Source organism: Pseudomonas mandelii, from assembly GCF_002251635.1.
Lineage (GTDB): Bacteria > Pseudomonadota > Gammaproteobacteria > Pseudomonadales > Pseudomonadaceae > Aquipseudomonas > Aquipseudomonas mandelii_B.
Genome location: NZ_NMOJ01000002.1, coordinates 64921 through 90483, shown reverse-complemented (window position 1 = coordinate 90483; position 25563 = coordinate 64921). Strand labels below are relative to the sequence as shown.

Sequence of the window (25563 nt, the reverse complement as noted above, 5' to 3'; positions counted from 1 at the left end):
ACCGACACATTCCGTTCCCGGGCATTTCGCTATATATTCCGATATATAGCGTTTCACTCCCTCGTCGCATTCGCCTATCACGGAGCCGTTCCATGCCCCTGCGTGCCTCACGTTTTGCCCCGACCTGCCTCGCAAGCCTGCTCGCCGTCTTCGCTTTCGGTTCCGCCCAGGCGGACGAAGTCCAGTTGGCCGTCGCCGCCAACTTCACCGCGCCGATCCAGGCCATCGCCGCCGATTTCGAAAAAGACACCGGACACAAACTGGTCGCGGCCTACGGCGCCACGGGTCAGTTCTATACGCAGATCAAGAACGGCGCACCGTTCGAAGTGTTCCTCAGCGCTGACGACACCACCCCGCAAAAACTCGAAGCTGAAGGCGACACCGTCAAGGGTTCGCGCTTTACCTACGCCATTGGCACGCTGGCACTGTGGTCAGCCAAGGAGGGTTACGTCGATGCCAAAGGCGACGTGCTGAAAAAGAATGCATTCAAGCACCTGTCCATCGCCAACCCGAAAGCCGCCCCGTATGGCCTGGCCGCCACTCAAGTGCTGGCTAAAGAAGGCCTGACCGACAAGGTCAAGGACAAGATCGTCGAAGGCCAGAACATCACCCAGGCCTATCAATTCGTGTCCACCGGCAATGCCGAACTGGGCTTTGTTGCCCTGTCGCAGATCTACAAAGACGGCAAAGTCACCAGCGGCTCGGCCTGGATCGTCCCGGCGGCCATGCATGACCCGATCAAACAAGACGCGGTGATCCTCAACAAGGGCAAGGACAACCCGGCCGCCAAGGCGCTGGTTGACTACCTCAAGGGGCCGAAAGCCGCCGCTGTCATCAAGTCCTACGGTTACCAACTCTAAATGCCGCTGTCGAGTGCCGATTTGTCCGCGATCTGGCTGACCATCAAGCTGGCGTCACTGACCACCGTGATCCTGCTGGTCATCGGCACTCCGATTGCGNTATGGCTGTCGCGCACCCGCTCGTGGTTGCGCGGCCCGGTGGGGGCAATCGTCGCCCTGCCCCTGGTCCTGCCGCCCACGGTGATTGGCTTTTATTTGTTGTTGGCGCTCGGCCCTAACGGCTTTGTCGGCCAATTCACCCAGTCACTGGGGCTCGGCACGCTCACCTTCAGTTTTGCGGGGCTGGTGATCGGTTCGGTGCTGTACTCGATGCCGTTCGTGGTCCAGCCGCTGCAAAACGCCTTTTCTGCCATTGGCTCCCGTCCGCTGGAAGTGGCTGCGACTCTGCGCGCCAATCCCTGGGACACCTTTTTCAGCGTGATTCTGCCGCTGGCCAGGCCCGGTTTCATCACCGCTGCCATTCTCGGCTTCGCCCACACCGTGGGTGAGTTCGGCGTGGTGCTGATGATCGGTGGCAACATTCCCGACAAAACCCGCGTGGTCTCGGTGCAGATCTACGACCACGTCGAAGCCATGGAGTATGCCCAGGCCCATTGGCTGGCGGGTTCCATGGTGGTCTTCGCTTTCCTCGTGTTGCTGGCGCTCTACTCCAGCCGTAAAACCAAAGCGGGCTGGAGCTGATCGATGATTCATACGCGCCTGAAACTGAGTTATCCGGGATTCACCCTGGAGGTGGATCTGCAATTGCCCGGCCGCGGAGTGACTGCACTTTACGGCCATTCCGGNTCCGGCAAAACCACTTGCCTGCGCTGTATCGCCGGGCTGGAGCGCGCCGAGGAGGGCTTTATTCAGGTCAACGATGAAGTCTGGCAGGACAGTGACAAGAAGATTTTCGTACCGCCGCATAAACGTGCGCTGGGGTATGTTTTTCAGGAGGCCAGCCTGTTTCCTCACCTTTCGGTGCTGGCCAATCTGGAGTTCGGGCTGAAGCGCATCCCCAAGCCGCAACGTCGGGTCGACATGGCGCATGCCACTGAACTGTTGGGCATCGGTCACCTGCTGGACCGCCATCCGCAGCACCTGTCCGGCGGCGAACGGCAGCGAGTCGGCATCGCCCGCGCGCTGCTCACCAGCCCGAAACTGTTGCTGATGGACGAACCGTTGGCGGCGCTGGATAGCCAGCGCAAAAACGAAATCCTGCCTTACCTGCAACGCCTGCACGACGAACTGGAGATTCCGGTGCTGTACGTCAGCCATGCCCAGGACGAAGTGGCGCGGCTGGCCGATCACATCGTGTTGCTCAGCGACGGCAAGGCCCTGGCCAGCGGCCCCATCGGCGAAACTCTCGCGCGTCTCGATTTGCCCCTGGCGTTGGGCGACGATGCGGGCGTGGTGATTGAAGGCCATGTCAGCGCCTATGACCCGCACTATCAGTTGCTGACGCTGCAATTGCCCGATACCGACCTGAGCATTCGGGTGGCGCACGCTCCGATGACCCAAGGCCAGGCCCTGCGTTGCAAGGTCCAGGCGCGGGATGTCAGCCTGAGCCTGCAAGGCGTCGAGCACAGCAGCATCCTCAATCGCTTGCCGGTGACGGTGATCAGTGAAATCGGCGCCGATAACGCCGCCCACGTGCTGATCCGCCTGAATGCTGCCGGCACGCCGCTGCTGGCACGCATCACCCGCTATTCCCGGGATCAACTGGGCGTGCACCCCGGCCAGCAACTTTGGGCGCAGATCAAAGCGGTGGCCGTGTTGGCGTAAATTGTCGGCACCACGGCGAACGGGCGCGGTCAATGGCTTTACAGGCCCCCTGACTTCGTCGCCAAGGATCTTTTGCCATGTCCGATACCGCGCTGCCCGATGTGCTGCCACCCGACCTGCACTATGTCGATGACACGCAGCCTGGAATCACCCGCAAACTCTTGCGGGGCAAATTCTGCTACTTCGATCCCGCGGGCCAGCGCATTACCGATCCCGACGAAATCAAACGCCTGAATGCCCTGGCCGTGCCGCCGGCCTACACCGACGTGTGGATCTGCGCCGACCCGCGCGGCCATCTGCAAGCGACCGGCCGCGATGCNCGCGGTCGCAAGCAATACCGTTATCACGCGCGTTGGCGCGAAGTGCGCGATGCCGACAAATACTCGCGCCTGCGGGACTTTGGCCTGGCGCTGCCGAAATTGCGCAAACAGCTTGAAGCGCTGCTGGACGCTCCGGGCTTCAGCCGAGATAAAGTCATGGCCACCGTGATTACCTTGCTCGATGCGACGCTGATCCGTGTCGGCAACACCCAATACGCCCGCGACAACAAATCCTATGGGCTGACCACCCTGCGCAACCGCCATGTGGACGTCAAGGGCAGCGAGATCCAGTTCCAGTTTCGCGGCAAGAGCGGCGTCGAGCACCAGATCACCGTGAAAGACCGACGCCTGGCGCGCATCATCAAGCGCTGCCTGGAGATTCCCGGGCAAGACCTCTTCCAATACCTGGACGAAAATGGCGAGCGACACACCGTCAGCTCCTCAGACGTCAATGCCTACCTGCAAACCCTGACCGGCGCCGACTTCACCGCCAAGGATTACCGCACCTGGGCCGGGAGCGCGCTGGCGTTGTCGGTGCTGCGCGAGTTGCAGTGGGAGCCTGAGTCGGACGCGAAGCGGCATGTAGTCGAAATGGTCAAGAACGTTGCCAGGCAACTCGGCAACACCCCGGCGGTGTGCCGCAAGTGCTACATCCACCCGGCGGTGCTCGAAGGTTTTATGCTCGGCGCATTGGCCCAACTGCCCCGGCCGAGGCTGCGTAAAGGCCTCAGGGCGGAGGAAGTCGGACTGGCCATGTTTCTGGAAAAAATGATCGCGGCGGCCGAACCGACGAACTGACTGTCCATTTTTTGCACGATCACAAAGAACTTCTATAGTTGATGTGGACACGAATCAGCTGCGGTGACGCCATGGAAGACATTTTCGTTGTGAAGCGTTGCAACAAGATCATCATTCATGGCCGCCGGGCCGGAGAAACCGGCCACCCGCCACCCGACGCTGAAGTCTGGTTTCGCATCGCCGACACCCGCACCCAGGGCTTCATTGGTGACGGCTTCGATCTTGAAGAAGATGCCCGACGTGAATGCCAGCAGCTCAATGCCAGGTCCCAAGTGACGGCCCGACAGGCCTGAAGTCCGGGTCTATACTGAAATCAGCTGAAGGACCAGTGACCCCATCGGCAGAAAGCTCGCACCCAGCGGGCTTTTTGCTGCTATTTGTCAGGTTTCTTGAACGGAGGTGTTTGCCATGTCCGAAAAAGAGTCCATCACCACCCTGCTGACCCTGCTCGACTCCCGCCAGGCTCGACTTGCCGCAGCCTGCAAGGAGATTGCCGACTGGGTGGATCATCAAGGGGGGCACCCGACAGCCCTCAGAATTCGTGACCGCCTGAACGACATCGAAAAAGACGCGCCACTGATTCGAAACACCTTGTCTTCGTTAAAACCTGTCGACCCGCCTCTTCCGCGGTTCAGATGATTCGATCTGGACGCGTGATTAGAGAAACGGCCTGATTCAGGACGCATGAACGGCGACTTCATCGTCACCGCACCCGTGCCTGTCTGATTATCGTGCGCTTCACCCCCCACCCGGCCTGGCGCTGGGCTTTTTTTTGCGACCCTCTTTTCACGTAACGTTCACAACATACGCCTTACAGTGAGCCACTCCTTTGAAGTAATACCCCTGGTCTGCCCGCATGCAGACCTTTTTTTTGCCTGTGANNNAGGCAACGAACGTCGTCGTTGGCTGGAGGTCAAACGATCACACGTCACGAAGGAGACGTCCCATGGTCACTCACTTCAAAGTCAGCGGGCATCTGGCCTGCGGTCACAAAGGCAGCAATCTCACATCAACCGGCGAACTGACCCGCGTAAAGTGCAGAAGCTGCCGTAACACCGACGCGTTCAAGGACGCGCGCAAAGCCGAACGCAACGCAGCACGCCGTGCTGCACGCAAGGCCAAAGTCACCCACACCGCCAACGATTGGCGCGCAGCCTGGGTACAACGGTTGACCGCCATGGCCGGGTTGCAACGGTTACCCCGTGGTTTTACCGGCCAGCCTTTCGTTTAAAACTGCGCCTGGAAGATCTCATGCGGGAGAGAACCTGCTCGCGATGAGGGCAGCACATTCAACATTGATGTGACTGACCTTCAGCCATCGCTGGCGGGCTCGCTCCCACATTGGATTGACCCTGACAGTTCTGTCGGTGATTCGCACGGGTTCCCGTTCGCCGGCTCAATGATTTCAGCGAGCGACATGCGCTTGAAGGCTTCAAACAACCGCCGCCCCTCTTCGGGCGCACAAGAAATGGCCAGTCGCATGGTCGCTTCACCGAGCTGCCAGATCAGAAAGGCAGAATCAGCCATCCGCTGCGCATCGCGGCCTGGAAACACCCGCAGCATCGCATCGGCCAGCAAGCCGCCCGCCACACGACTCTCCTCCAGTTCCAACGCCAGCAACTGCTTGTCTGCCTGCATGCCTGACCAGATATCACGCATCGCAGGTTCCGCCTGAACGATCTCGTAATACTGATCCAGCAGCTCTGAATAGGCATCTGCCAACCCTTGCGCATCCTGCACCGCCACCAGCGCCTCTTCGATACAACGACGACTTGCGGCGTTATAGCGCTCGGCCAGCGTGCGAATGATCGAGCTCTTGTCAGGAAAGTACTGATAAAGCGATCCGATCGAGATCTCCGAACGTTCGGCAATTTCGCTCATTTTTAACTGGTCGCTGCCCTTGGTCGCGATCAGTTGAGTCGCCACTGCCAGGATTCGCTCCTGCCGCTCGCGACTGCGTTGTTGCGTGGGATTGCGGCGGGTCGGCTCTGAAACAGGTTGCTCGAGTCCGGTGGCGGCTTTCTTTCGCACTGGCGTGATTCCTGATCAATAACATGACGAGCACTCACCTTAGCATCACCCACGAACGCCCCCAAGTGGTTGCCTCCGCATGTCGGATTCCGCTCTAACGTTGGTTGACGGTGGAACATGAGCGATTATCATCTTTTTAACGTGAGCATCACTCACATTAACCCGATGGAGATGAACGCGATGAAAACCACTCAACACACCTTCCTCGTTCTCGGTGCGACCGGTAAAACAGGGCGCAGGATTACCCAACATCTCCAGGCCGCAGGATTGCCTGTGCGCCTGGGTTCTCGCGGCGCGAATCCTCCCTTTGACTGGGAAAATCGACGGACCTGGGAGGCGGCGCTTGATGGCGTTCACGCTGTTTACATTTCCTATCAACCAGACCTCGCCGTTCCGGGCGCCCTCGATACGATTCAGGCGTTTACCGACCTGACCGTAAAAAGTGGCGTCGGCAAACTGGTTCTGCTGTCCGGACGCGGCGAGGTTGAAGCGGAACAAGCCGAACGCGTCATTCAAAACAGCGGGGTTGACTGGACGATCCTACGGGCCAGTTGGTTCTTCCAGAACTTCAGCGAGGCGCATTTTCTGGAGCCCATTCTTGAAGGAGAACTGGCCCTCCCCGTCGGCAATATCGCGGAGCCCTTCGTCGATGTGGAGGACATTGCCGAAATTGCTGTCAAGGCGCTGACCCAACCGGGGCACTCACGCCAACTCTATGAATTGACCGGGCCACGGGCGCTGACGTTTGCCGAAGCGGTCGATGAGATTACTCAAGGGGCCGGGCGCGAGATCAGGTTCATCGCCGTACCGCCGAATGCCTATCGCCAGGCCCTGGAACAGGCACAACTTCCTGCGCAGTTGATTGACCTGGTGCTTTATCTCTTCACGACGGTGCTCGATGGTCGCAACACGCCGTTGGCCGATGGCGTCCAGCGCGCACTTGGCCGGCCCGCGCGAGACTTCAGCGCTTATGTTCGCCGCACCGCTGCTACGGGAATCTGGCAGAGCCAGGTTTGACGTCGGCGAAGTTCACCTGTCAAAAATTGCGAAGCAGAAACGACAAAGGCCTGCATGAGTGTCCTCATGCAAGCCCTTGATATCTATGGTGCCCGAACCCGGAATCGAACCGGGACGCCCTTACGAGCGGGGGATTTTAAGTCCCATGCGTCTACCAGTTTCGCCATTCGGGCGGCAGCGCGGTGAAGCTGTCTGGCTTGTGCAACAGAGGACGAAATATATACATCCCGCCCCGGTGAAGCAAGTTCGCAGATACCCTTTTCAAGACAAAATCTTGCAAGGTTGCGCAAATAAAAAAGCTCCGTAAATCNTTGATCTACGGGGCTTNTTTATAGTGGAGGCCGAGGTCGGAATCGAACCGGCGTAGGTGGATTTGCAATCCACTGCATAACCATTTTGCTACTCGGCCTCAAACATTTAATGTCATGTAGCGCAACATCAAATGTGTACAAACTTGGAGCGGGAAACGAGACTAGGTTTCGCGCTCTATCCCCTTGAAAACATTGAGCTTTTTCTGCCGCCAGTGCTTTCGATGGCGTGAATTATGTACTCATTTATTGAGGCTGGCAACCCCTTGATTTCAAAAAAAATTCTGCCGCACGATTTTTTTTAGCCTCCGGTGTCCAGCGCCCTCCTTGGCCCAAGCGCAACGGCACCTTGGACAGCGACGTACTGGTGCTCAAACCGGATGACAACATTGTCCACTTGGAGGAACTGGCCGCTCCATCACCCATTACATNNNTCCGGTTGTACCTCCGGGATCGGACCTCAAGTTGTGATTCGCCCTCGTCGATAGTCACCTTGCTGCAAGATAACAAAGCCGTCGATGCACTGACGTATACCTCCCGGGGCGGGATAGCGCAGCTTGACGCACCGCTTTCCTGGGAATACACGCAGCATGACAAAGTGTCCTTGCACATGAGGGGCAATTTCGGAAGTTCGTCGACGGCCGGCCGGTTCCAAAATCTGGGCGCATCGCTGCTTTTGCAACTGGCTGAGACCAACAAGAACATTTCCCAGTCAGTCCTTCGCTCATCGACTGGAAGGCCTCTCGAAGCTGGCGAGCTGGCGGCTGCCCAAGCCAAACTCCATAGTGGCATCGCAGATAACTCCATCAGCCTCACGCTGAATACAGCGAGTGGCAAAACCAGCAAAGGGTTGCAATATTGGTCGCGTATTGGATGTGATCCGATCAATCGCCGAGCAAACCAATCTTTTAGCGCTTAATGCCGCGATCGAAGCGGCACGCGCAGGTAAAGCCGGCAGAGGGTTTGCCGTTGTCGCCGACGAAGTGCGAGCATTGGCACATAGTACCGCCCAGTCGACAGAAGAAATCGAAATCATGGTTGCAGGGATACAGAGTGGTACGACTGAAGCCGTTCTATCCATGTCACGGAATAGCGATCGCACACAATCAACGCTCGAACTGGCAAATGCCGCGGGTGATTCTTTAACACAGATAACCGAGCCTATTTCTCAGATCAACGAGCGAAATCTGGTCATTGCAAGCGCTTCGGAGTAACAGGCACAAGTATCTAGAGAGGTTGATCGTAATCTGGTCGACTCAGTCTGCAGCAGGTGCCAATCAAACCAGTGCGGCCAGTAATGAGTTGTCACGGCTGGCTGTTGATCTAAGTGGAATGGTGACTCGATTGATAGTTTAACCACAGACAAAAGCCAAAAGTGTGGCGATTTACAACGTTCTCGTCACCCTGCATTGTGATGCCGTGCGCACGTCCGCCCGCAATCGGACGGAACACCCATCGCTAAACAGCTTGAAACAGTTAATGTTCACGGCCATCTCCCGGCATTAACACCCTACATTCAGGGCTCTGGAACGGGGGTTAAGAGCTGAAGCCTTTAGCCGGCAGGCCATTATCCAGGCTACCCACCGTTTCAGTACCCCTCTTCCTATTCGAATGTCCCGACCAGTCCTGCCATCGCTTGATACCATTCAGCACATTTATATGAAGCTTTAATGTCTGGAAGGTCTTTTTGTGAACGTTATCCGTCACTGGTTACGACAACCCTATGCGCGCCTCGTCGCGCTGATCGGATTGGTCCTGATCTTGCCTCTATGCCTGCGTGCGGCACTGGGTTGGTCGAGTCCACTCGGCTACCTTTCAGATCTGGGAACTGCCAGTCTTCTCATCGTCACCCTGCATCGTCGTCCCTGGTGGTTAGCGCTGCCGGTGTTGCTGGTTTGGGGAATTATGACGTTGGCGACTGCTGAACTCGTCAGTGCGGTCGGGAGGTTTCCAAACGCCACAGACCTGCAGTACTTGATTGACCCTCAATTTCTGGAAAACTCTGCCGGCGGTGGTTTCGCCCAGCCATGGCTGGCAGCCACCCTGTGCTTTGGACTGGCGATCTGGTTGATCACGCAGTGGATGGGCCGCTCCAAACCTATTCCGGCCTTACCACGTAGCGTGTGGGCAGCACCGTTGCTGCTGTTGATCGGCCACTGGGGCGCCCAGCACCTCTACCCCACCGACGAAGACCCCTGGCGCTTGTTCAACCTCCCGCATCAGTTACTGTCCGCGAGCGTTGGAGACGTTCAGTCAAGTGCTGAAGAATGGTTGGCAGGTGATGTTGTCGATGTCCCTCCAGAAATGGCGGGACTCACCCAACTCGATCTGGAAGGACAGAAACTGCTTGCCGCTCCCGGGCGGGCGCGGAATGTGTTGATCATCGCACTGGAAGGTATTCCCGGCGCCTACGTGGGTGTGAATCGCGAAGCCTTGCACAGCAGCTATCAGGAAAATCTCATGCCCAATCTCAGTCGATGGGCAGAGCGCGGCATGAATACGCCGGACTACGTCCTTCACAGCCACCAAACCATTCGCGGTCTGTATGCAATGCTGTGTGGCGATTACGACAAACTGGACAACGGCACGCCGAAGGGGGTGGAAATGTTGACCCAGAGCGAACGCAATCAAGCGTGCCTGCCAGCCCAGTTACACCAGAACGGATTCGCCACGCACTATCTCCAGGGTGCGGGCCTGCGTTTCATGGCAAAAGACAAAATCATGCCGCACATCGGTTTCGATGCCACTCATGGACTGGAATGGTTCACCAACAGCAACTACCTGGAATTCCCTTGGGGCAAGGACGACAAGGCCTTCTTAGAAGGAGCCCTTGAGTACGTTGGCCAGCTGAAAAAACAGAAAAAACCGTGGATGCTGACGCTACTGACCGTTGGCACCCACCAGCCCTATTCGGCCCCTGAAGACTACCTGGAGCGCTACGACACACCCAAGCAGGCCGCCGTCGGGTATCTGGATGATGCGCTTGGGCAATTCCTCAACGGCCTGGAACGTCAGGGAATGTTGAAAGACACCCTGGTGGTGATCACTTCGGATGAATCCCACGGTATCGATGGAGTGCGCCTGGCGTCCTCTTGGGGCTTCAATCTAATGCTCGCGCCCGAGCAGGATCAGTTGCCCAAGGTGAAGTCCGGGGTTTACGGGCATGTCGATCTGAGTGCCTCGATACTCGACTATTTCGCCTTGCCCTTCCCCCCAGCCTTGAGCGGTCGCTCGCTGTTTCGCGACTATGAAACGGGCCGCGAAATCATGTCGTACACCAACGACAAGTTGCGCTATCACAATGGTCAGGGCACCTTGACCGAGTGTGACTTTCAACAGCGCTGCCGGAATTACGCCAGCCCAGGCTTCATCGCGGAACATGCGACCTTGACTGGTCAGTACGGACGCAAGCGCGCCCGCCAAATCGCAGCCAGAGCGACGGCGCTGGATCATTCGCTGCTGCGCACACCCTTGAACCAGCACTACCAGTTCGGCAGTTCCGCCATCATCCCTCTTCAGACAGCGATCAAGGATGACTGGGCCGATAACCTCATTGGTGCGCAGTACCTGGAAATGCCAAAGGGCTCACTCACTCGCGTGCGTCTGACCGTGCGCTCGGTAGATCCACAACAGGATGCCTACATTCTGCTCAAGGCCAAGGAGCGGGAACAGGATGTCCCGTTGGGCCTCCCCGCAGAAATGATTGTCACTGCGGATCAGCCATTGGAGATGCACTTCAGTTTCGACAATCCGCAGCCGCGCAAGGCGTTCTCTTTTCACTTGCTGGGCTACGGGTTGGGGGCCGTTGAGGTGAGTGACTTCAGTGTAATTACTGAGTTACCGGGGCAGGACGACCTACCCACGAATATCGACAAGGCAGAGGGCTAGTCGCGACCGATCAGGCAGGCGTATGAGGCGGCAGAGAGAATTGAATCACCGCTCCCCGGGGCTGATTCGAACTTGCCCATAATCGACCGCCATGCGCCTCTATGATCGAATGGCAGATTGACAGCCCCATGCCCAGGCCGGTCGCCTTGGTCGTATAGAAAGCGGTGAACACCCGCTCGGCTTCACCTGCAGCGAACCCTGGGCCGCTGTCGCTCACCTGCACCAGCACGCTGCCCTGCTCTTCCATCTCGGCGTTGATCTGTAACTGTCTCTCGCCGCCGTTGACGCTGCTCATTGCCTCTAAAGCGTTAAGAATCAAATTCAGCAACACCTGTTGCAGTTCTACACGATCGCCGTGTACTAACGGCAAATCTTGCGCGATGTCTGTATGCACCGAAGCACCGTTACTGGTTGCCTGACTGCGAGTGAATTCGACCATTTCGCCGATGATTTTCGCGATGTCTACGGGTCCCTTTTGTGGCGGGGCCTTGCGGATATGCCCCCGGATCCGATCCAGAACCTCGGCCGCGCGATGAGCATCCTTAATCACGTTGTCGAGTACCTGTTTTATCTCGCCAAGATTAGGTGGCTGGGCGCCCATCCAACGCAGCGCAGCGTGAGCCCCCATAACGGTGGCGGCAATAGGCTGGCTGACTTCATGGGCTATCGAAGCTGCCAGTTGGCCCATCGTCGCGACACGGTTAGCGTGCGCCAACTCCATCTGGACATTGCGATAACGCTGTTCGCTTTGACGAGCGTTTTCTTGCGCCTGCTTACGCTCGGTCAGGTCAAGCACGAACGCGACACCCTCCTGGCTCCCTGAGTCGAACGTGGCCAAACCGATGATGATGGGCAGCAGGCTGCCATCCTTTTTGATGTACTCCTTCTCAAAAGGACGGGCACTCCCAGCCTGCAGCGCTTCTATCATTGTCTTTTCACTAACCTCACGATATTTCGGCGCTGTCAGGTCTCTCCATCTGACACGGCCTGAGACAATGTCTTCGCGTTCGTAACCGACCATCCGTAAAAACGCATCGTTGGCATCCGTGATTTCACCATCGGTATTCCAGAAAATAATGCCAATGATATTCGAGTCTACGAGCCGCCGGATCTTGGCTTCGCGCTCCGCGACATCGCGATATAAATGGGCGTTCTCCAGAGAGATGGCGGCCTGGGAGGCCACCAGCTTCAGCACGGCAATGCGCGCAGGGCTGAATGCCCCTGCGGTCAAATTGTTTTCCAGGAACAGCGCGCCAATGAGTTTCGCCTGGTTCATCAACGGCAAGCAGAGAATGGAGCGGGCTCGATGTTTCTGGATGTAGGGGTCCGCGGCGTACAAGGGTTGGGTAATCGCGTCGTCAATGACAACGCTCTCTTGCGTGCGCAGCACATGGTAGAGGATCAATTCAGGCAGCAGCGACGCACTCACCGGCACATCACGCAGACGCAGTTGCGGCGAGTCATTGCCCGCAGTCGCCTCGGCGACTATTCGATGGTGACTACCATCTGTGCGCACCATCAGACCTCGCTCCGCGCCGGCTTGTTCGACGGCCGTCGACATGACCATATCGATGAGCTTTTCCAGAACGATTTCACCTGAGACGGCCTGCGACACTTTGAGCACGGTGGCAAGATCAAGCTGTTCGATGGGTGTGGCGATGGTCGTCGCCGGACCGAACGTGGATGCTTCCGCCCGCAGATACGTGTGCACCGCTTCAAGCTGCCGGACCTTGCCATCCGCGCCCCAGCGCAGATACCCATAATGGGCATCGCGCATATATACGCGGGCGATTTTGGCAAGACCGCGTGCGGCGTAGAAGCGCGAAGCGAGTTCATTGGCGAGTGCTCCGATATGGATAAACCCGCCATGTTGCGCCGAGTCGATTGCCTCTTCGTATAAATGCTCCGCATCCACCAGGCGGTTCTCAATCCGGGCAATTTCGGCGCCCACCAGCGCCTTGTGGCTGGCGAAATTCTCGGGACAAATGTCTGCCCAGGCCCGCAGTTTCTGGTGGTGTGCATTGAGAACAGTCAAATGCTGCTGTCGATCATCTGACGAGTTGCTGGCGCACAGGCCCGCCCTCGCCAGCGCGTCATACAAGTAGTATTCGGCTTCCTCGAGAAAGGAGTGCGATACCTCGAGTAAAGGCTGCGCCAGTGCGGCGGCTTCAATGGCGGACGTAAAATCGCCGGCAAGATAGCGCGCTTGTAACTTGCGGATCCAGAAGCAACACGTCAACACCGGCGAGGTCTTGGAAACATGGTGCTCCGCGTCGCTCTCATTAAACTGCTCGCTGTCCAGGCAACCGAATACCGGTGTCAAACCACGCAACATCCGTATCAGTGCCAGCTGGTTTTCGATGAAGTCTATGACAAGGCCAAAGTGCACTTTCCTGGCATACGCGAGGCCTCGCTCGGCCTCACGTTGCAGATCGGGCAGCCGCTCGCCAGCGAACAGCAAGTTAGAGACGGTAATGTTGCAAGCAAACGCGCCAAATGAGTAATCGCCGACCCGGTTTGCAGCATCAAAAGCGCGATCCAGCAACGCGCGGCAACTGCGCACAGGACGTGCCCAGCGCGCGACAAAAAGTGAAAAGGATAAGTACGTACGCGCCTCATAACGCTCAAGGTTTCTGCGCTCGACAAGTTCACAACCCAGCTGGCCAAATCGAAATCCCACTTGATAATCGCCAAACCGTTGCCCGGTGACGAGAGAGAGATTGGCGTAGGCCACGCATGAGGCATCGCCATTGCCGTACTCAAGGCTGAGATTGATCGCCTTGCAAATGGTCAGACAGGCAAGGTTCGTGTCCGTGTGCAAAGCCGGCGAGATCAACATGGTCAGCGCATGAAGTGTTGCGAGAGCGACAGCATCCTCCATCGGCGGCAGATCGATGATTTGTTCAACTGCTTTATTACCAAGACTGGACCAGATGCCCTCGTATTCGCTCCGAGCCGCTTCGTCACTCGGGTGAGCGAACCACTCGATACCGACGTGACGCAGAAAGGACAGACAGACAGCCACCGCTTGATCACTGCGGTCGAGGAGTAAATTCACATTCATCCGCATGCACGCGACGCTACCCTGCTCGACGATCGTTAACGCGCGCTCCGAAAGTGCCTGTAGCCGCTGGTCCGCCACAAGCAACTGCCCGGTCAGGAATTCACATTCGGCCAGGTTCAACTCCAATTTGAATTTCAGTTCATGCCGACGAAGCCAGCACGGGTCGTCCAACAACTGGGCGCCGGTGATGAAATATTTGAGCGCCAAGTCATAGGCGGTCGAAGCATGGGAGCGCTGGCCGGCGATCAAGTTGAACCGGGCCAACTGCTCTCGTTCTTCCTGCTCGGTGATCAGCTGGGCGCCGCGATTGAGCTGGTTGACTATGTCGAAGATTACCTCTTCGTGCTGTTCCGCAGGCATTTCGCAAACTAGCAGCCGACCAATCTTCAGGTGGGCTTGCGAAAGCAGATGCGTGGGGATCAGTGAATAGGCGGCCTCATGAATTCGATCATGAGCGAACAGATAGACACCGTCCGAGCGCTCGATAAGCTCTTGGCGAATCGCTACCCATAACTCCCTGTGTAACTGCGCACGGGGAATCCCCATGACCGTCGCCAACGTCGAGATATCAACGACATTGCCGAGGCAGGCCATTTGCTGCAACGCCTGCAGCGTCGAGTGCGGCAGGCGGTTCAATCTGCCTGCCATCAGATCCACGACGTTGTCGGTGTAGCCCTTTGCGTGAATCCGATCGGTATCCCATTCCCACTGCCTGCGGTCATGGTCGAAGTTCAGCAGTTTCTCTTCGGCGAGCGCATGAAGAAACTGAATCACGAAGAAAGGATTGCCAGCGGTCTTATCGTGGACCAATTGAGCCAGCGGCTTGATCGGCGTCGGTTCGGTATGAAGCGCGTCGGTGATTAACTGCTCGATGTGCCCAATGGCAAGCGGCGTTAACGTTATCTCATCGATCGGGACCCCTGCACTCCTCATCGTTTGAAGCTTCTGCCTCAGAGGGTGATCTGCAGCGACTTCATTATTACGGTAGGCGCCAATCAGCATGAGGTGACGCAACGAAGAGCGTGTGAGCAAGTCCTCGATAAGGTCAAGTGTTGCCGTATCAAGCCACTGCAAATCGTCTAGAAACAGCACGAGGGGATGTTCCGCCCGGGCAAATACGCCAATAAATCGGCTAAATACCAACAGAAAACGACGCTGCGCTTGTTGCGGTTCCAGGTCTGGAACCATGGGCTGTTCGCCAATAATGAGTTTCAGCTCAGGCATCAGGTCAGTCATGAGCCGCCCGTTGAGATCGAGTGCCTCAAGCAGTGCCGTGCGCCAGCCATCCAGCTCCGCGTCGCTCTTGCCCAGAAGCGTGCGGACCAGTCCCTGAAATGCTTGCACGAGTGTTGAATAAGGGATGTCACGTTTGTACTGGTCGAACTTGCCAGAAGCCAGCAGTCCTCTCAACGGCACCAATGCCTTATGCAATTCATTGACGACAGAGGACTTGCCCATCCCGGAATAACCGGAGACCAGCACCAACCCTGTCCCGTCACTTTGAACTATCCGCCCGAAAGCGGAGACCAGGTCTTCAACGGCGCTCTCGCGCCCGTACAGTTTCTCGGAAATCACCAGCCGGTGAGACCTGCCGTGTTCATCCAGCGTAAATGGGCTGATATGTCCTTGCTGCTGCCACTCGGACCAGCAGCGCCGCAAGTCATGCTCGACGCCGGCAGCCGTCTGATAACGCTCCTCGGCCGTCTTGGCGAGTAACTTCATGATAATCCGTGAAATCGACTCCGGGACGGTGCCAACTCGCTCACTCGGTGGCATCGGCTTCCTGGCAATATGGCAATGCACCCATTCCATAGGGTCAGAGGCCGTAAATGGCAGCACACCGGTCAACATCTGATAAAGGGTCACACCCAACGAATAAAGATCGCTGCGCGAATCGATCGAGCGATTCATCCTGCCGGTCTGTTCAGGTGCCATGTAGGCAAGCGTACCGGCGATGGTCTCGGGCGCCTGCCGTTCCCGTGGCAAACGCGAAGCAAGCCCGAAGCCGGTGAACCGGGCCTCACCGTCCGGGCAATTGACGAATATATGCGTGGGCTTGATATCTTTATGGACGAGTCCGCTCAGGTGAAACTTGTTCAGCACAACGGCGATGCTGATCGCAAGACGCAAGAACGTTGCCGTCTCGACAGGACCAATGAGCAGCTTCGCCAGCGGCTCGCCTCCCGGGTCTTCAAACAACAACACTGTGCGGCCACCTTCGCTCACGAGTTCGATGGGACGCACTGCCCATTCGTCTTTGAGCTCATCCTTCAGGCCGAACTCGTGAGCAAGGCGATCCAGGGTAGCGAGCGATGGTTGCTCCAAGGTGGGCCGTGCAACCAGCACCTTTTCACGGCCAAATTTGCCGGAGCGCTGTCCCCGGCTCAAGACACGCTCACCGTCGTCCCACAATACCTGCATGCTTTCGCCTATCAACGCCCTATCCTCAATGTCCTAACCGACAGCCCTGCTACACCGCCGGCAAAGCGCCAGCCTCCTGATATGGAACACCACATCGCCTACAGATGGGTGTCCTGCATCGCCTTTTTTTGTCGCCTAAGCTGATGTCCAGAATGTCGGCCCTACGCTGCCGAACGATAGTAACGTAAAGCATTTGCTCAATGAGCGGCCCCCATAAAGATTCGGCGCTCCTATCGCCTCATTGAACCATGACAATTCACAGCGTTTGTATAATTTCGCCATACAAAGGCACTGCGCACAATTGCAGCTGTCACCTTCGTTATCGAAGCGCTTAGACAAGCCGAGTAAATCATTCTTAGGTGTTACCTGGTCATACTAAGAGGTTAGTCAGGCAACCGATCGTAGAAGCCATTAAATGCTATTTTCAGCGGACAATAAATTCGTTCCGTGGAGGAATGTCTTAGCCCATATTTTTGCATTGGAGAAAACGCTATGAAATTTCTGTCCATGCTATTGGCTATTGTTGCGATAGCGAATTTTGGATTCGCTGGTCCGCCTAGCTGGATTGCGAAAGATACTGTGTTTTCGGGCCCTGACACGCGCGCCAGCACTAATGCGAAGGACATATCTTCGAAAGCTCCGGTTGCATCCGACACTGCAGGTAACGTCGGATCGATTGGTTTTGCATACGATAAAACGGATCGCCTTGGCTTGAATCGTCGTGTGTCTGATATTACCAAGCGAAGTGATATCAATCGCAAATCATAGAAAAGAACAGAATGCTATAGCGCCAATGCAACCGCGCAAATAATGCAACACACAGTTGTAAACTTCTACGTCCGCGCCGCCATGGCCCATAAATGCCTTGGTTGCTTATTTGTACTTATATCTACAGGCACTTTAATGATCCGTTTTTTTCTAGCGACAACCGCCATCCTGGTGTCATTCAGTTGCTCGGCAGGGTTGCGAATTACTTCACCTGACCATGCCTGTACAGTGCTCAGCGATACTCGACTGCGCGCGAATACATGGTCAACCAGCGCGGATGGGACGGAAGGTTGTTCGAGTCCTGTACGGGATGTCAGCGTCGACAGTACTAGCGGCAATACTATTAGATTTGTTGCACAAGGCGCCGACCACATACCTGAACATCTCAGTCTGATCATCGATATCGCGTCGCCCTCTCTCGCCGATGATGCCAAGCGTGAAATGATCAAAGCCACCAAGCGCCTCTCGGTGAGAGCGCTGGGCTTATCAATACCGCATAAGATTGACGAATCGATACTGAAAGGCGAGAACGTGCAACTTGAAGTGGGCAGTGGCGTCGTGACGATCACCCGTACTAACCGGGCCCAGGGGGCGTATCAGTTGACGTTGACCATGCGATAAACGCCGGATAACAACGCCGAAATCACCGAAGCCGATTAAACACGACACGCCGCTAACCCTTAGCGCATTCACGCCAAGCGTTAATATTGTAAGAGAGTGTTTCCGAAGGCGGCACCCTCTTACAGACAAGATTTCTAACTACATTCAGTCATCTCCTTTCAAATGGCGGTTTTCTGCCTAAACTTGCTCTTGTCCGCCGTGCGCATGCTTTTCAGAGCATGGAATCGCACGAAAAACTAAAACAAGAGGAATTCCCCCCATGTTCAAACCCATGTGGAAAGCACTCGCCTGCGCCCTTGCCCTTGGCACCATGAGCACGGTCATGGCTGCTGATCCGGTGATTATAAAATTCTCCCACGTCGTTGCAGAGCAGACTCCCAAAGGCCAAGGGGCCCTGCTGTTCAAGAAACTGGTGGAAGAACGCTTGCCCGGCAAGGTCAAAGTAGAGGTCTACCCCAACTCTTCGTTGTTTGGCGATGGCAAAGAGATGGAAGCCTTACTGCTCGGGGACGTACAGATGATTGCACCGTCGCTGGCCAAGTTCGAGCACTACACCAAGACCGTTCAACTGTTCGACCTGCCTTTCCTGTTTGATGACATCTCCGCCGTTGACCGCTTTCAGCTGAGCCCGCAGGGCCAGGGACTGCTCAAGTCAATGGAAGACAAGAACATCACAGGACTGGCCTATTGGCACAACGGGATGAAACAACTGTCCGCGAACAAAGCGCTCCGAGTGCCGGGTGATGCCCGTGGGTTGAAGTTCCGGGTGCAGGCCTCTGCCGTGCTAGAGGAACAGTTCAAGGTCATACGCGCCAATCCACGCAAGATGAGCTTCGCCGAGGTTTATCAAGGCTTGCAGACCGGTGTTGTCAACGGAGCGGAGAATCCTTACTCGAACATCTACAGCCAGAAAATGCATGAAGTACAGAAGTACATCACCGAATCCAACCACGGTGTACTGGACTACATGCTGATCACCAACACCAAATTCTGGAATGGTTTATCGCCAGAGCTTCGTGGCGAGCTGGACAAGATCCTCGTCGAAGTCACCGCCCATGTGAACAAAGAGGCCGAGCAGCTGAATCAGAACGCCAAGCAGAGCATCATTGCGGCCAAGACCACCGAGATCATCATCCTGACGCCTGAGCAGCGCGACCAATGGCGCGTTGCGATGAAGCCCGTGTGGAAGAAGTTCGAAGGCGATATCGGCGCCGAGCTGATCACCGCGGCTGAAGCTGCCAACCAGGCCCAATGATCGGTGGACGACAGGTGTTGCCGCCTTGGCAGCACCTGCCTGCCATCCGCTACAGGAGATGCCATCCATGAATGCTCTTCGGCGCATCTGGGAACACTTCGAGGAAGGCTTCATCGTCTTCCTTCTGGCGGCCATGACGTTGGTAACATTCGTCTACGTTGTCCTCAACAACCTCTACACCCTGTTCTACAGCCTCGCCGAGAGCTGGGAAAGCGCCAGCGAATCGCTGTTCGCCATCGGCGACGGCGTCATGGGTATGGCGCAAGCCATGACCTGGAGCACCTCACTGACCAAGGCCCTGTTTGGCTGGCTGATATTTTTCGGGCTGTCGTACGGCGTGCGCACCGCAGGCCATATCGGCGTCGACGCCCTGGTCAAGCTGGCCAGCAAACCGGTGCAACGGTTCATTGGCATCATCGCCTGCCTTTTCTGCCTGACTTATGCCGGGTTGCTCAGCATCGCCAGTTTTGGCTGGATCCAGACCCTGATGGTTGCCCAAATTGGCGCCGAAGACCTGGGCCAGTACGGGATCATGCAATGGCACATCGGGTTGATCGTCCCCGTAGGGTTCGCCTTGGTTTTCATCCGTTTCGCTGAAATTCTCGTGCGCATCCTGCAAAACAGGCAGACCGGCCTGGGCCTGGCTGATGAAGCCGCAGATGCGTTGAAGCTGACCGAACACGAGGATGACAAGTCATGACCATTGCCTTCCTCTTTGCATCATTGTTCGTGCTGATGTTGATCGGCGTTCCCATTGCTATCTCCCTGGGGTTGGCAGGCTCACTGACCATCGTTTTTTTCAGCCCGGACTCGGTGCGCTCACTGGCGATCAAGTTGTTCGAAACGTCTGAGCACTACACGTTGCTGGCCATCCCGTTCTTTCTGCTCGCGGGGGCCTTCATGACCACCGGNGGNGTGGCGCGGCGCCTGATCGACTTCGCCAANGCCTGCGTCGGGCATATNCGCGGCGGCCTNGCGATCGCNGCCGTGTTGGCGTGCATGTTGTTCGCTGCCCTTTCAGGATCGAGCCCGGCCACTGTGGCGGCGGTGGGTTCAATTGCCATTGCCGGCATGGTCCGCTCCGGTTATCCGCAGGCCTTCGGCGCGGGGATCGTCTGTAACGCTGGGACCCTGGGCATCCTGATTCCACCCTCGATCGTCATGGTGGTCTACGCCGCCGCGACCGAAACGTCTGTCGGCAAACTGTTCATGGCGGGCGTGTTACCAGGCCTGCTGCTGGGGTTGGCGCTGATGGTGGCGATCTACATCGTCGCCGTGAAGAAAAAGCTGCCCGCCATGCCGCGCGCGACGTTCCGTGAATGGCTTGGCACGGCACGCAAGGCGATCTGGGGTCTACTGCTGATGTTCATCATCCTGGGAGGTATCTACTCCGGGATGTTTACCCCCACCGAAGCTGCGGCGGTGGCGGCCGTGTACTCGGCCTTCATCGCCTTGTTCGTCTACAAAGACCTGACGTTCCGCGAAACGCCAAAGGTCCTGCTGGACTCGGCCAAGCTGAGCATCATGCTGATGTTCATTATTGCCAACGCCATGCTCTTCGCGCACGTTTTGACCACCGAGCAACTACCGCAACAGATCACCGTGTGGGTGATAGAGGCGGGTCTGACACCGATGATGTTCCTGCTGGTGGTGAACATTGTGCTGTTGATTGCGGGGGCCTTTATGGAACCTTCGGCCATCATCCTGATCCTGGCACCGATCCTTTTCCCCATCGCCATGAAGCTGGGTATCGATCCGATTCACCTAGGCATCATTATGGTGGTGAATCTGGAGATCGGCTTGATCACGCCGCCCGTGGGTCTGAACCTGTTCGTGACCTCTGCTGTGACGGGTATGACACTGCCGGCAACCATCAGAGCCGCCATGCCTTGGCTGATGATACTGTTCCTGTTCCTGATCCTGATTACCTACGTGCCTTGGATCTCCCTGGCTTTACCAAACTGGCTGGGCATGAGCTGATGCCTCCCCTGTCCGGGTACTGGACGTTCGTATCCGGACAGGGCTTTCACGTTTGTGCTACCCCGGCCACTTAGTGTTGTCCTGAGTCCGTCCAGCAACTCCATAGATCCACTGAGGCCGGGTTGCTGACGGGTGGCCCTAGCCACTCGCTCATCTCATGACATTGCTGTTGGAAGCATAACTGGTAGTCACCTGCTTGCGGGGTGCGTCCCAGACTCAGAGGCTGCAAAGGCGGCAGGTGACGTTGATAGTGCCAGCTGCCTTTTTCCAACCTGGCCTCCGGGGGAATCTCCATACCCGCGCCATTCCCTTTGACCCTGGCCTCGGTGAGCACAAGTCCCTGCTCCGAGACGCGGTAGTCTTCTTCCCAACGAATTTTTTCAATTGAGTGGTTCCAAGCCAGTGTAAAGCTTGAAACAGGGAGTTGGGCCCAGGCGACGCCGGCCAAACCCAGGCACAAGCCAATCATGCGATGGCCGGTCTGACACGACGAGATCGCCAGACATGCTGAAGTATTATCAACACACCCAGCACGAAACCGATTTCGTCAGTCAACGGCAGCGCAACGACCAACAAAGCACCTGCGGCGAAACTCAATACACGCTCCCAAATCGGCATCTTCTGTTGCAGATAACCTGTGGACGCCATTCCCCAGAGGCCAACGGCCAACACTGTCTTCACCAACATATAAGCCGTCATCCACAAATTGTCGCCTTGCATCATGAGCGCAGGGTTGTAGACCGCCATGAACGGAATGACAAAGCCAGCCAATGCAATACGAACCGCCCACAGACTGATCTTGAATCCTGTTTCCTTGGCGATGGGCGCTGCGGCAAAGCATGCCAAGGCAACCGGTGGCGTAAGGTCTGCAAGAATTCCGAAATAGAAAACGAACATGTGCGACACGATCAGCGGCACACCCAACTCAAGCAGAGCAGGTGCTGCAATCGAACTGGTAATGATGTAGTTGGGAATCGTCGGGATACCCATGCCCAACACAAGGCAGGTAATCATCGTCAGTATGAGTGACAACAACAAATTATCCCTGCCGATGGCCAGTATGTAACCAGCGAAAGTCGAGGCTATCCCCGTCAATGACACTACGCCGATGATGATTCCCACTAGCGCGCAAGCAATCCCGACCGGTACAGCATGGCGAGCACCTTCGACTAACGCATGCAGGCAAATACTCAGGGTTGCTCGGCCTCCCTGAATGAACCAGCAGATGACCACTAACGTGGCGATCACCGCAAAGATCACGCTAATACCCAACTGGAAAAAACCGACGCAGAGGACACCAAGCGCAATCCAGAACGCACACCGCATCGCGTAACTGGACACCCGGAGAATGATTGCCGAACCGAGAATAACGATGGCTGTTAGCGCCAGACCCACCATTCCGGAGAACAGCGGAGTACGTCCGGAAAAAAGCAGGTAGACCAGGACAAAAAGCGGAATCAGCAAATACCAGCTTTCCTTTACCGCACCCCATGCGCTGGGGCATTGGTCTTTGGGTAACCCCTTAAGGTCGGAGCGTTTTGCCTCAAGGTGAACCATCCAGAACACCGAACCGAAATACAGGATGGCTGGAATTAACGCAGCTTTGGCGATCTCTACAAACGGGACATTAATTGTTTCCGCCATAATAAACGCGACAGCCCCCATCACAGGCGGCATCAGTTGGCTGCCCATGCTCGAAGTCGCCTCTACGCCGCCAGCAAATGCTGCCTTGTAGCCGAAGCGCTTCATCAATGGAATCGTGAACTGCCCGGTTGTGACAACGTTCGCAATGCCTGAGCCTGTGATCGTCCCCATCAAAGCCGATGACGCGACCGATACTTTTGCCGGCCCCCCGAGTTTGTGGCCAAACAGTCCCATCGCGAAATCTGTGAACAATTTGATCATGCCGGCCTGTTCGAGAAAGGACCCGAACAAAATGAACAGGAAAATATAGGTAGCGGAAACGTAGGTTGGTGTCCCGTAGAGACCTTCGGTGCCGAATGACAACTGGTTGACGACTTGATCGAATCCGTAGCCTCGATGAGCCAGGTCGCCTGGCAGGTATTCACCCAATAGACCGTAGGCCAGAAACAAACCACAGATGACAGGCAAAGCGATCCCCATCACCCGACGCGCGGCCTCAAACACCAAGGCGATCAATACCAGCCCAACCACCATGTCAGCTGTAGTCAGGTCACCTGAACGCTGGATCAAATCCGCCTCGAAGAACCATTGATACAAAGCAGTGGTAATCCCCGCGAGGCTCAATATCCAGGCCAGCGGCTGCCAAGGACGTGCTCTGCCATACGCCGGGTAACTCAGAAACACCACCCACAACAGGAAACCAACGTGCACCGCGCGCAGCACCTGGCTGGAAACAGGCGCAAACGCAGCGGTAACAATCTGGAAAACAGAAAACAACAACGCCACGTAGAACAGCGTCTTAGGCCAGTCGCGTGGGTTGGCGGCGATGCCATGATGATCTTCGCTCATTGGGTACCTGCCTCAAAACTACATAGAAGGGTACGAACCGCTCTATCGCTCTAGCGACCATCCCCGTGGCGCATTTTTGGATTACAGCGCTCCAGCTTCCTTGTAGTAGCGCTCGGCACCGGGGTGAAGTGGAATGGGTAAATTCCTGGCAGCATTTTGCAACTTGATGTCCTTGGCGGCTGAGTGAGAATTACCCAGGCGAGTGAGGTTTTCGAACATCAGCTTGGTCATCTGGTAGGCAACATCCTCTGAGACGTCCTCGCGCGTCACAAAAATATTAGTGATCGCCACAGTAGGCAGTGACTCAGGTTGTCCGTCATAGGTATTGGCTGGAATTTGTGCAGGCTGATAAGCGGCATTGCCGATTTTCGTAACCACATCAGGAGGAATCGCGACGTAGTTCAATGGCATGGTTGAGGAAAGGTCGCGGATGGCCGCCATGCCTAAACCCGAGGACTGAAGCGTGGCATCTAACTGACGGTTTTTGATCAGCTCTACCGACTCCGCGAAGGGTAGGTATTGGACTTTGCTCATGTCTTCGTACGTCAATCCCGCCGCTTTGAAAATCGCACGTGCGTTCAGTTCGGTACCGGACTTAGGGGCGCCGACGGAGATGGTTTTCCCTTTCAAATCCGCCAAGGTTTTGATGCCGGACTCTTTATTCGCAACAATTTGAATGTAGTTCGGATAGGCGCCTGCAATTGCTCGCAACTTTGTCAGCGGGGCCTTGAATCCTGCATCTTCCACGCCGTTTTTTGCATCAGCCACAGAGTCCCCAAGCGCCAGAGCGAGCTCCCCACGACCAGCTTGTAAAAGGTTGAGATTTTCCACCGAGGCTTTGGTCGCCTGCACAGAAGTCTTCGCCCCCGGTATCCCATCGCTGTATATCTGTGACAGCCCAACCCCAATGGGGTAATAAACCCCGCTAGTCCCTCCGGTAAGAATATTTATGAACACAGGTGCGGCGTTAGCTGCGCACGAGACTGTCAACGCAGCGGTGGCCGCAAAGAGGCTAAAGCGACTGGTTACTCGCATGGAAAACTCTCCGTCTTGTTATGGCTTTATGCAGAGTCTTACCACTGTAGTCGAAACCAACGACTTGAGTGGGAAACTGAGTTGGCCTGATAACCCGACGCCACGTGCAGACTTGGCAAAACACCCGATAACGATAGGGAGCAGAGCGAATCGTCACTCGGCCACTCATTTCTATTCGGCAGGTCTCCCACTCAGGACATGCTGCACTCGCCGCATGAGCTGCTCAGAATCGAAGGGTTTCTTGAAGTAGCCCACGGCCCCCAGTTCCCGCGCTTTTACTTCGGGAGTCTCACCGATGCAGGCGGTAATGAATATCACCGGAAACCGCATGTCGCGCGCCAGCAACTGTTCCAGCATTTGCAAGCCATTCATCCCCGGCATGCGAATATCCGAAATCATGCATGAGGTCGAATCCAGCGCATAATCGGCCAGACATTCCTCGGCACAGGCATAGGTTCGCGTCACATATCCCATTGACCTCACCAGACTGTCCAGCGACATGCGAAGTGTGTCGTCGTCGTCAACGATCGAAATGATTGGAATATTTGACAATTAGTTCAACCTTGAGGTTATGGGAGCTGATTGACAGAACTCCACTTGTGTTAAGACGCGCATCCGCACCTCAATATTCATGCTGCTTCAGAAAATCATCAAACACGCGAAACGTTTGCGGCACCGCGCTTCGGCTAAAGACAGACAGCGACAAAGTCGATGACACGGCTCTCGATGGCCATGTCCACCGAATCGGGGAATGTCGCCCCTGAACACTTGGAACAGAGTGCCAGATAAACGTAAATATTTATGGGCAATTAGGTATGGTCACATTATATGAAAGTATAGTTTTTCAGAGCTCGTAACTTCTACCCGTGGTTGTTGAATAGCACCTTCCTGCCCAATGCGACGACCTACTATCAATTGTCAAATTCCACCCTACAATCCG

Annotated in this window: 20 protein-coding genes, 2 tRNA genes and 1 pseudogene; 15 read left to right on the top strand and 8 right to left on the bottom strand. The window is 56.2% G+C overall.

What is annotated here, in order from left to right; translation table 11 throughout:
• Positions 1–92 precede the first annotated feature (92 nt).
• The 7 genes from modA to B7L09_RS00420 all read left to right on the top strand — a co-directional run bounded on the left by modA (position 93) and on the right by B7L09_RS00420 (position 4973).
• Positions 93–860: a molybdate ABC transporter substrate-binding protein gene (gene modA / locus B7L09_RS00450; protein ID WP_094467292.1), complete on the top strand. Its 768-nt coding sequence runs from the start codon at positions 93–95 to the stop codon at positions 858–860.
• A complete protein-coding gene (gene modB, locus B7L09_RS00445; protein WP_094467291.1) occupies positions 861–1541 on the top strand; it encodes a molybdate ABC transporter permease subunit in 681 nt (226 codons plus the stop codon).
• A 3-nt stretch (positions 1542–1544) separates the two neighbouring features.
• Positions 1545–2624 carry a molybdenum ABC transporter ATP-binding protein gene (gene modC / locus B7L09_RS00440; protein ID WP_094467290.1) on the top strand — a complete coding sequence of 360 codons (1080 nt, stop codon included), beginning with the start codon at positions 1545–1547 and terminating at the stop codon, positions 2622–2624.
• A 77-nt stretch (positions 2625–2701) separates the two neighbouring features.
• Positions 2702–3742 carry a DNA topoisomerase IB gene (locus tag B7L09_RS00435; protein ID WP_094467289.1) on the top strand — a complete coding sequence of 347 codons (1041 nt, stop codon included), beginning with the start codon at positions 2702–2704 and terminating at the stop codon, positions 3740–3742.
• A gap of 71 nt (positions 3743–3813) precedes the next feature.
• Positions 3814–4035, top strand: coding sequence for a hypothetical protein (locus B7L09_RS00430; RefSeq protein WP_094467306.1), 222 nt, complete (start codon positions 3814–3816; stop codon positions 4033–4035).
• 115 nt (positions 4036–4150) lie between these two features.
• Positions 4151–4381, top strand: coding sequence for a hypothetical protein (locus B7L09_RS00425; protein ID WP_010460746.1), 231 nt, complete (start codon positions 4151–4153; stop codon positions 4379–4381).
• A 307-nt stretch (positions 4382–4688) separates the two neighbouring features.
• A complete protein-coding gene (locus B7L09_RS00420) occupies positions 4689–4973 on the top strand; it encodes a hypothetical protein (RefSeq protein WP_094467288.1) in 285 nt (94 codons plus the stop codon).
• Between the two features lie 80 nt (positions 4974–5053).
• Here B7L09_RS00420 and B7L09_RS00415 read toward each other — a convergent pair whose 3' ends face one another.
• Positions 5054–5773, bottom strand: coding sequence for a TetR/AcrR family transcriptional regulator (locus B7L09_RS00415; protein ID WP_094467287.1), 720 nt, complete (start codon positions 5771–5773; stop codon positions 5054–5056).
• A 180-nt stretch (positions 5774–5953) separates the two neighbouring features.
• Between B7L09_RS00415 and B7L09_RS00410 the strand changes: the two genes are divergently transcribed.
• On the top strand, positions 5954–6790 hold the full coding sequence (locus B7L09_RS00410) for an NAD(P)H-binding protein (RefSeq protein ID WP_094467286.1): 837 nt from the start codon (positions 5954–5956) through the stop codon (positions 6788–6790).
• Between the two features lie 86 nt (positions 6791–6876).
• Here the strand turns inward: B7L09_RS00410 and B7L09_RS00405 are convergent.
• Together B7L09_RS00405 and B7L09_RS00400 are read right to left on the bottom strand one after the other, a co-directional pair.
• Positions 6877–6963: transfer RNA gene (locus tag B7L09_RS00405), tRNA-Leu, on the bottom strand.
• Between the two features lie 162 nt (positions 6964–7125).
• Positions 7126–7199, bottom strand: a tRNA-Cys gene (locus B7L09_RS00400).
• 756 nt (positions 7200–7955) lie between these two features.
• Here B7L09_RS00400 and B7L09_RS00395 point away from each other — a divergent pair.
• Together B7L09_RS00395 and B7L09_RS00390 are read left to right on the top strand one after the other, a co-directional pair.
• Positions 7956–8454 (top strand): annotated as a pseudogene (locus tag B7L09_RS00395) (methyl-accepting chemotaxis protein); the annotation flags it as partial.
• 333 nt (positions 8455–8787) lie between these two features.
• Positions 8788–10986 (top strand): LTA synthase family protein, encoded by a 2199-nt coding sequence (locus B7L09_RS00390; RefSeq protein WP_042932024.1) that lies wholly within the window; start codon positions 8788–8790, stop codon positions 10984–10986.
• 10 nt (positions 10987–10996) lie between these two features.
• Here the strand turns inward: B7L09_RS00390 and B7L09_RS00385 are convergent, their stop codons facing one another.
• Positions 10997–16471 (bottom strand): trifunctional serine/threonine-protein kinase/ATP-binding protein/sensor histidine kinase, encoded by a 5475-nt coding sequence (locus B7L09_RS00385; protein ID WP_010460758.1) that lies wholly within the window; start codon positions 16469–16471, stop codon positions 10997–10999.
• A gap of 492 nt (positions 16472–16963) precedes the next feature.
• Between B7L09_RS00385 and B7L09_RS31110 the strand changes: the two genes are divergently transcribed.
• From B7L09_RS31110 to dctM, 5 genes are all read left to right on the top strand, one after another.
• Positions 16964–17239, top strand: coding sequence for a hypothetical protein (locus tag B7L09_RS31110; protein WP_141213412.1), 276 nt, complete (start codon positions 16964–16966; stop codon positions 17237–17239).
• Between the two features lie 135 nt (positions 17240–17374).
• Complete coding sequence (locus B7L09_RS00380; RefSeq protein ID WP_042932021.1) at positions 17375–17860, top strand: hypothetical protein; 486 nt, start codon at positions 17375–17377, stop codon at positions 17858–17860.
• 259 nt (positions 17861–18119) lie between these two features.
• A complete protein-coding gene (gene dctP / locus B7L09_RS00375; protein ID WP_010460763.1) occupies positions 18120–19115 on the top strand; it encodes a C4-dicarboxylate TRAP substrate-binding protein DctP in 996 nt (331 codons plus the stop codon).
• A gap of 67 nt (positions 19116–19182) precedes the next feature.
• Positions 19183–19815 carry a TRAP transporter small permease gene (locus B7L09_RS00370; RefSeq protein ID WP_010460764.1) on the top strand — a complete coding sequence of 211 codons (633 nt, stop codon included), beginning with the start codon at positions 19183–19185 and terminating at the stop codon, positions 19813–19815.
• On the top strand, positions 19812–21095 hold the full coding sequence (dctM, locus tag B7L09_RS00365) for a C4-dicarboxylate TRAP transporter large permease protein DctM (protein ID WP_094467285.1): 1284 nt from the start codon (positions 19812–19814) through the stop codon (positions 21093–21095). The genes B7L09_RS00370 and dctM overlap by 4 nt, the downstream gene beginning before the upstream one ends.
• A gap of 70 nt (positions 21096–21165) precedes the next feature.
• Here dctM and B7L09_RS00360 read toward each other — a convergent pair whose 3' ends face one another.
• The 4 genes from B7L09_RS00360 to B7L09_RS00345 form a co-directional block, all read right to left on the bottom strand.
• The gene (locus tag B7L09_RS00360) at positions 21166–21564 is read right to left on the bottom strand and encodes a DUF1850 domain-containing protein (protein ID WP_010460768.1); all 399 of its coding nucleotides are present in this window, start codon (positions 21562–21564) and stop codon (positions 21166–21168) included.
• The gene (locus tag B7L09_RS00355) at positions 21561–23588 is read right to left on the bottom strand and encodes a TRAP transporter permease (RefSeq protein WP_010460771.1); all 2028 of its coding nucleotides are present in this window, start codon (positions 23586–23588) and stop codon (positions 21561–21563) included. Before B7L09_RS00355 ends, B7L09_RS00360 begins: the two co-directional genes overlap by 4 nt.
• Before the next feature lie 81 nt (positions 23589–23669).
• A complete protein-coding gene (locus B7L09_RS00350) occupies positions 23670–24623 on the bottom strand; it encodes a TAXI family TRAP transporter solute-binding subunit (RefSeq protein ID WP_010460773.1) in 954 nt (317 codons plus the stop codon).
• A gap of 171 nt (positions 24624–24794) precedes the next feature.
• Positions 24795–25175 carry a response regulator transcription factor gene (locus B7L09_RS00345; protein WP_010460776.1) on the bottom strand — a complete coding sequence of 127 codons (381 nt, stop codon included), beginning with the start codon at positions 25173–25175 and terminating at the stop codon, positions 24795–24797.
• Positions 25176–25563 lie beyond the last annotated feature (388 nt).

What these genes read in the sequence shown, in the direction of transcription:
- B7L09_RS31110 (WP_141213412.1), top strand. Translation starts at nt 16,964, where the DNA reads ATGAAATTTCTGTCCATGCTATTGGCTATTGTTGCGATAGCGAATTTT.
- B7L09_RS00385 (WP_010460758.1), bottom strand. Translation starts at nt 16,471, where the DNA reads ATGCAGGTATTGTGGGACGACGGTGAGCGTGTCTTGAGCCGGGGACAG.
- B7L09_RS00420 (WP_094467288.1), top strand. Translation starts at nt 4,689, where the DNA reads ATGGTCACTCACTTCAAAGTCAGCGGGCATCTGGCCTGCGGTCACAAA.
- B7L09_RS00430 (WP_094467306.1), top strand. Translation starts at nt 3,814, where the DNA reads ATGGAAGACATTTTCGTTGTGAAGCGTTGCAACAAGATCATCATTCAT.
- B7L09_RS00370 (WP_010460764.1), top strand. Translation starts at nt 19,183, where the DNA reads ATGAATGCTCTTCGGCGCATCTGGGAACACTTCGAGGAAGGCTTCATC.
- B7L09_RS00360 (WP_010460768.1), bottom strand. Translation starts at nt 21,564, where the DNA reads ATGATTGGCTTGTGCCTGGGTTTGGCCGGCGTCGCCTGGGCCCAACTC.
- B7L09_RS00425 (WP_010460746.1), top strand. Translation starts at nt 4,151, where the DNA reads ATGTCCGAAAAAGAGTCCATCACCACCCTGCTGACCCTGCTCGACTCC.
- B7L09_RS00355 (WP_010460771.1), bottom strand. Translation starts at nt 23,588, where the DNA reads ATGAGCGAAGATCATCATGGCATCGCCGCCAACCCACGCGACTGGCCT.
- modA (WP_094467292.1), top strand. Translation starts at nt 93, where the DNA reads ATGCCCCTGCGTGCCTCACGTTTTGCCCCGACCTGCCTCGCAAGCCTG.
- dctP (WP_010460763.1), top strand. Translation starts at nt 18,120, where the DNA reads ATGTTCAAACCCATGTGGAAAGCACTCGCCTGCGCCCTTGCCCTTGGC.
- B7L09_RS00350 (WP_010460773.1), bottom strand. Translation starts at nt 24,623, where the DNA reads ATGCGAGTAACCAGTCGCTTTAGCCTCTTTGCGGCCACCGCTGCGTTG.
- B7L09_RS00380 (WP_042932021.1), top strand. Translation starts at nt 17,375, where the DNA reads ATGATCCGTTTTTTTCTAGCGACAACCGCCATCCTGGTGTCATTCAGT.
- B7L09_RS00410 (WP_094467286.1), top strand. Translation starts at nt 5,954, where the DNA reads ATGAAAACCACTCAACACACCTTCCTCGTTCTCGGTGCGACCGGTAAA.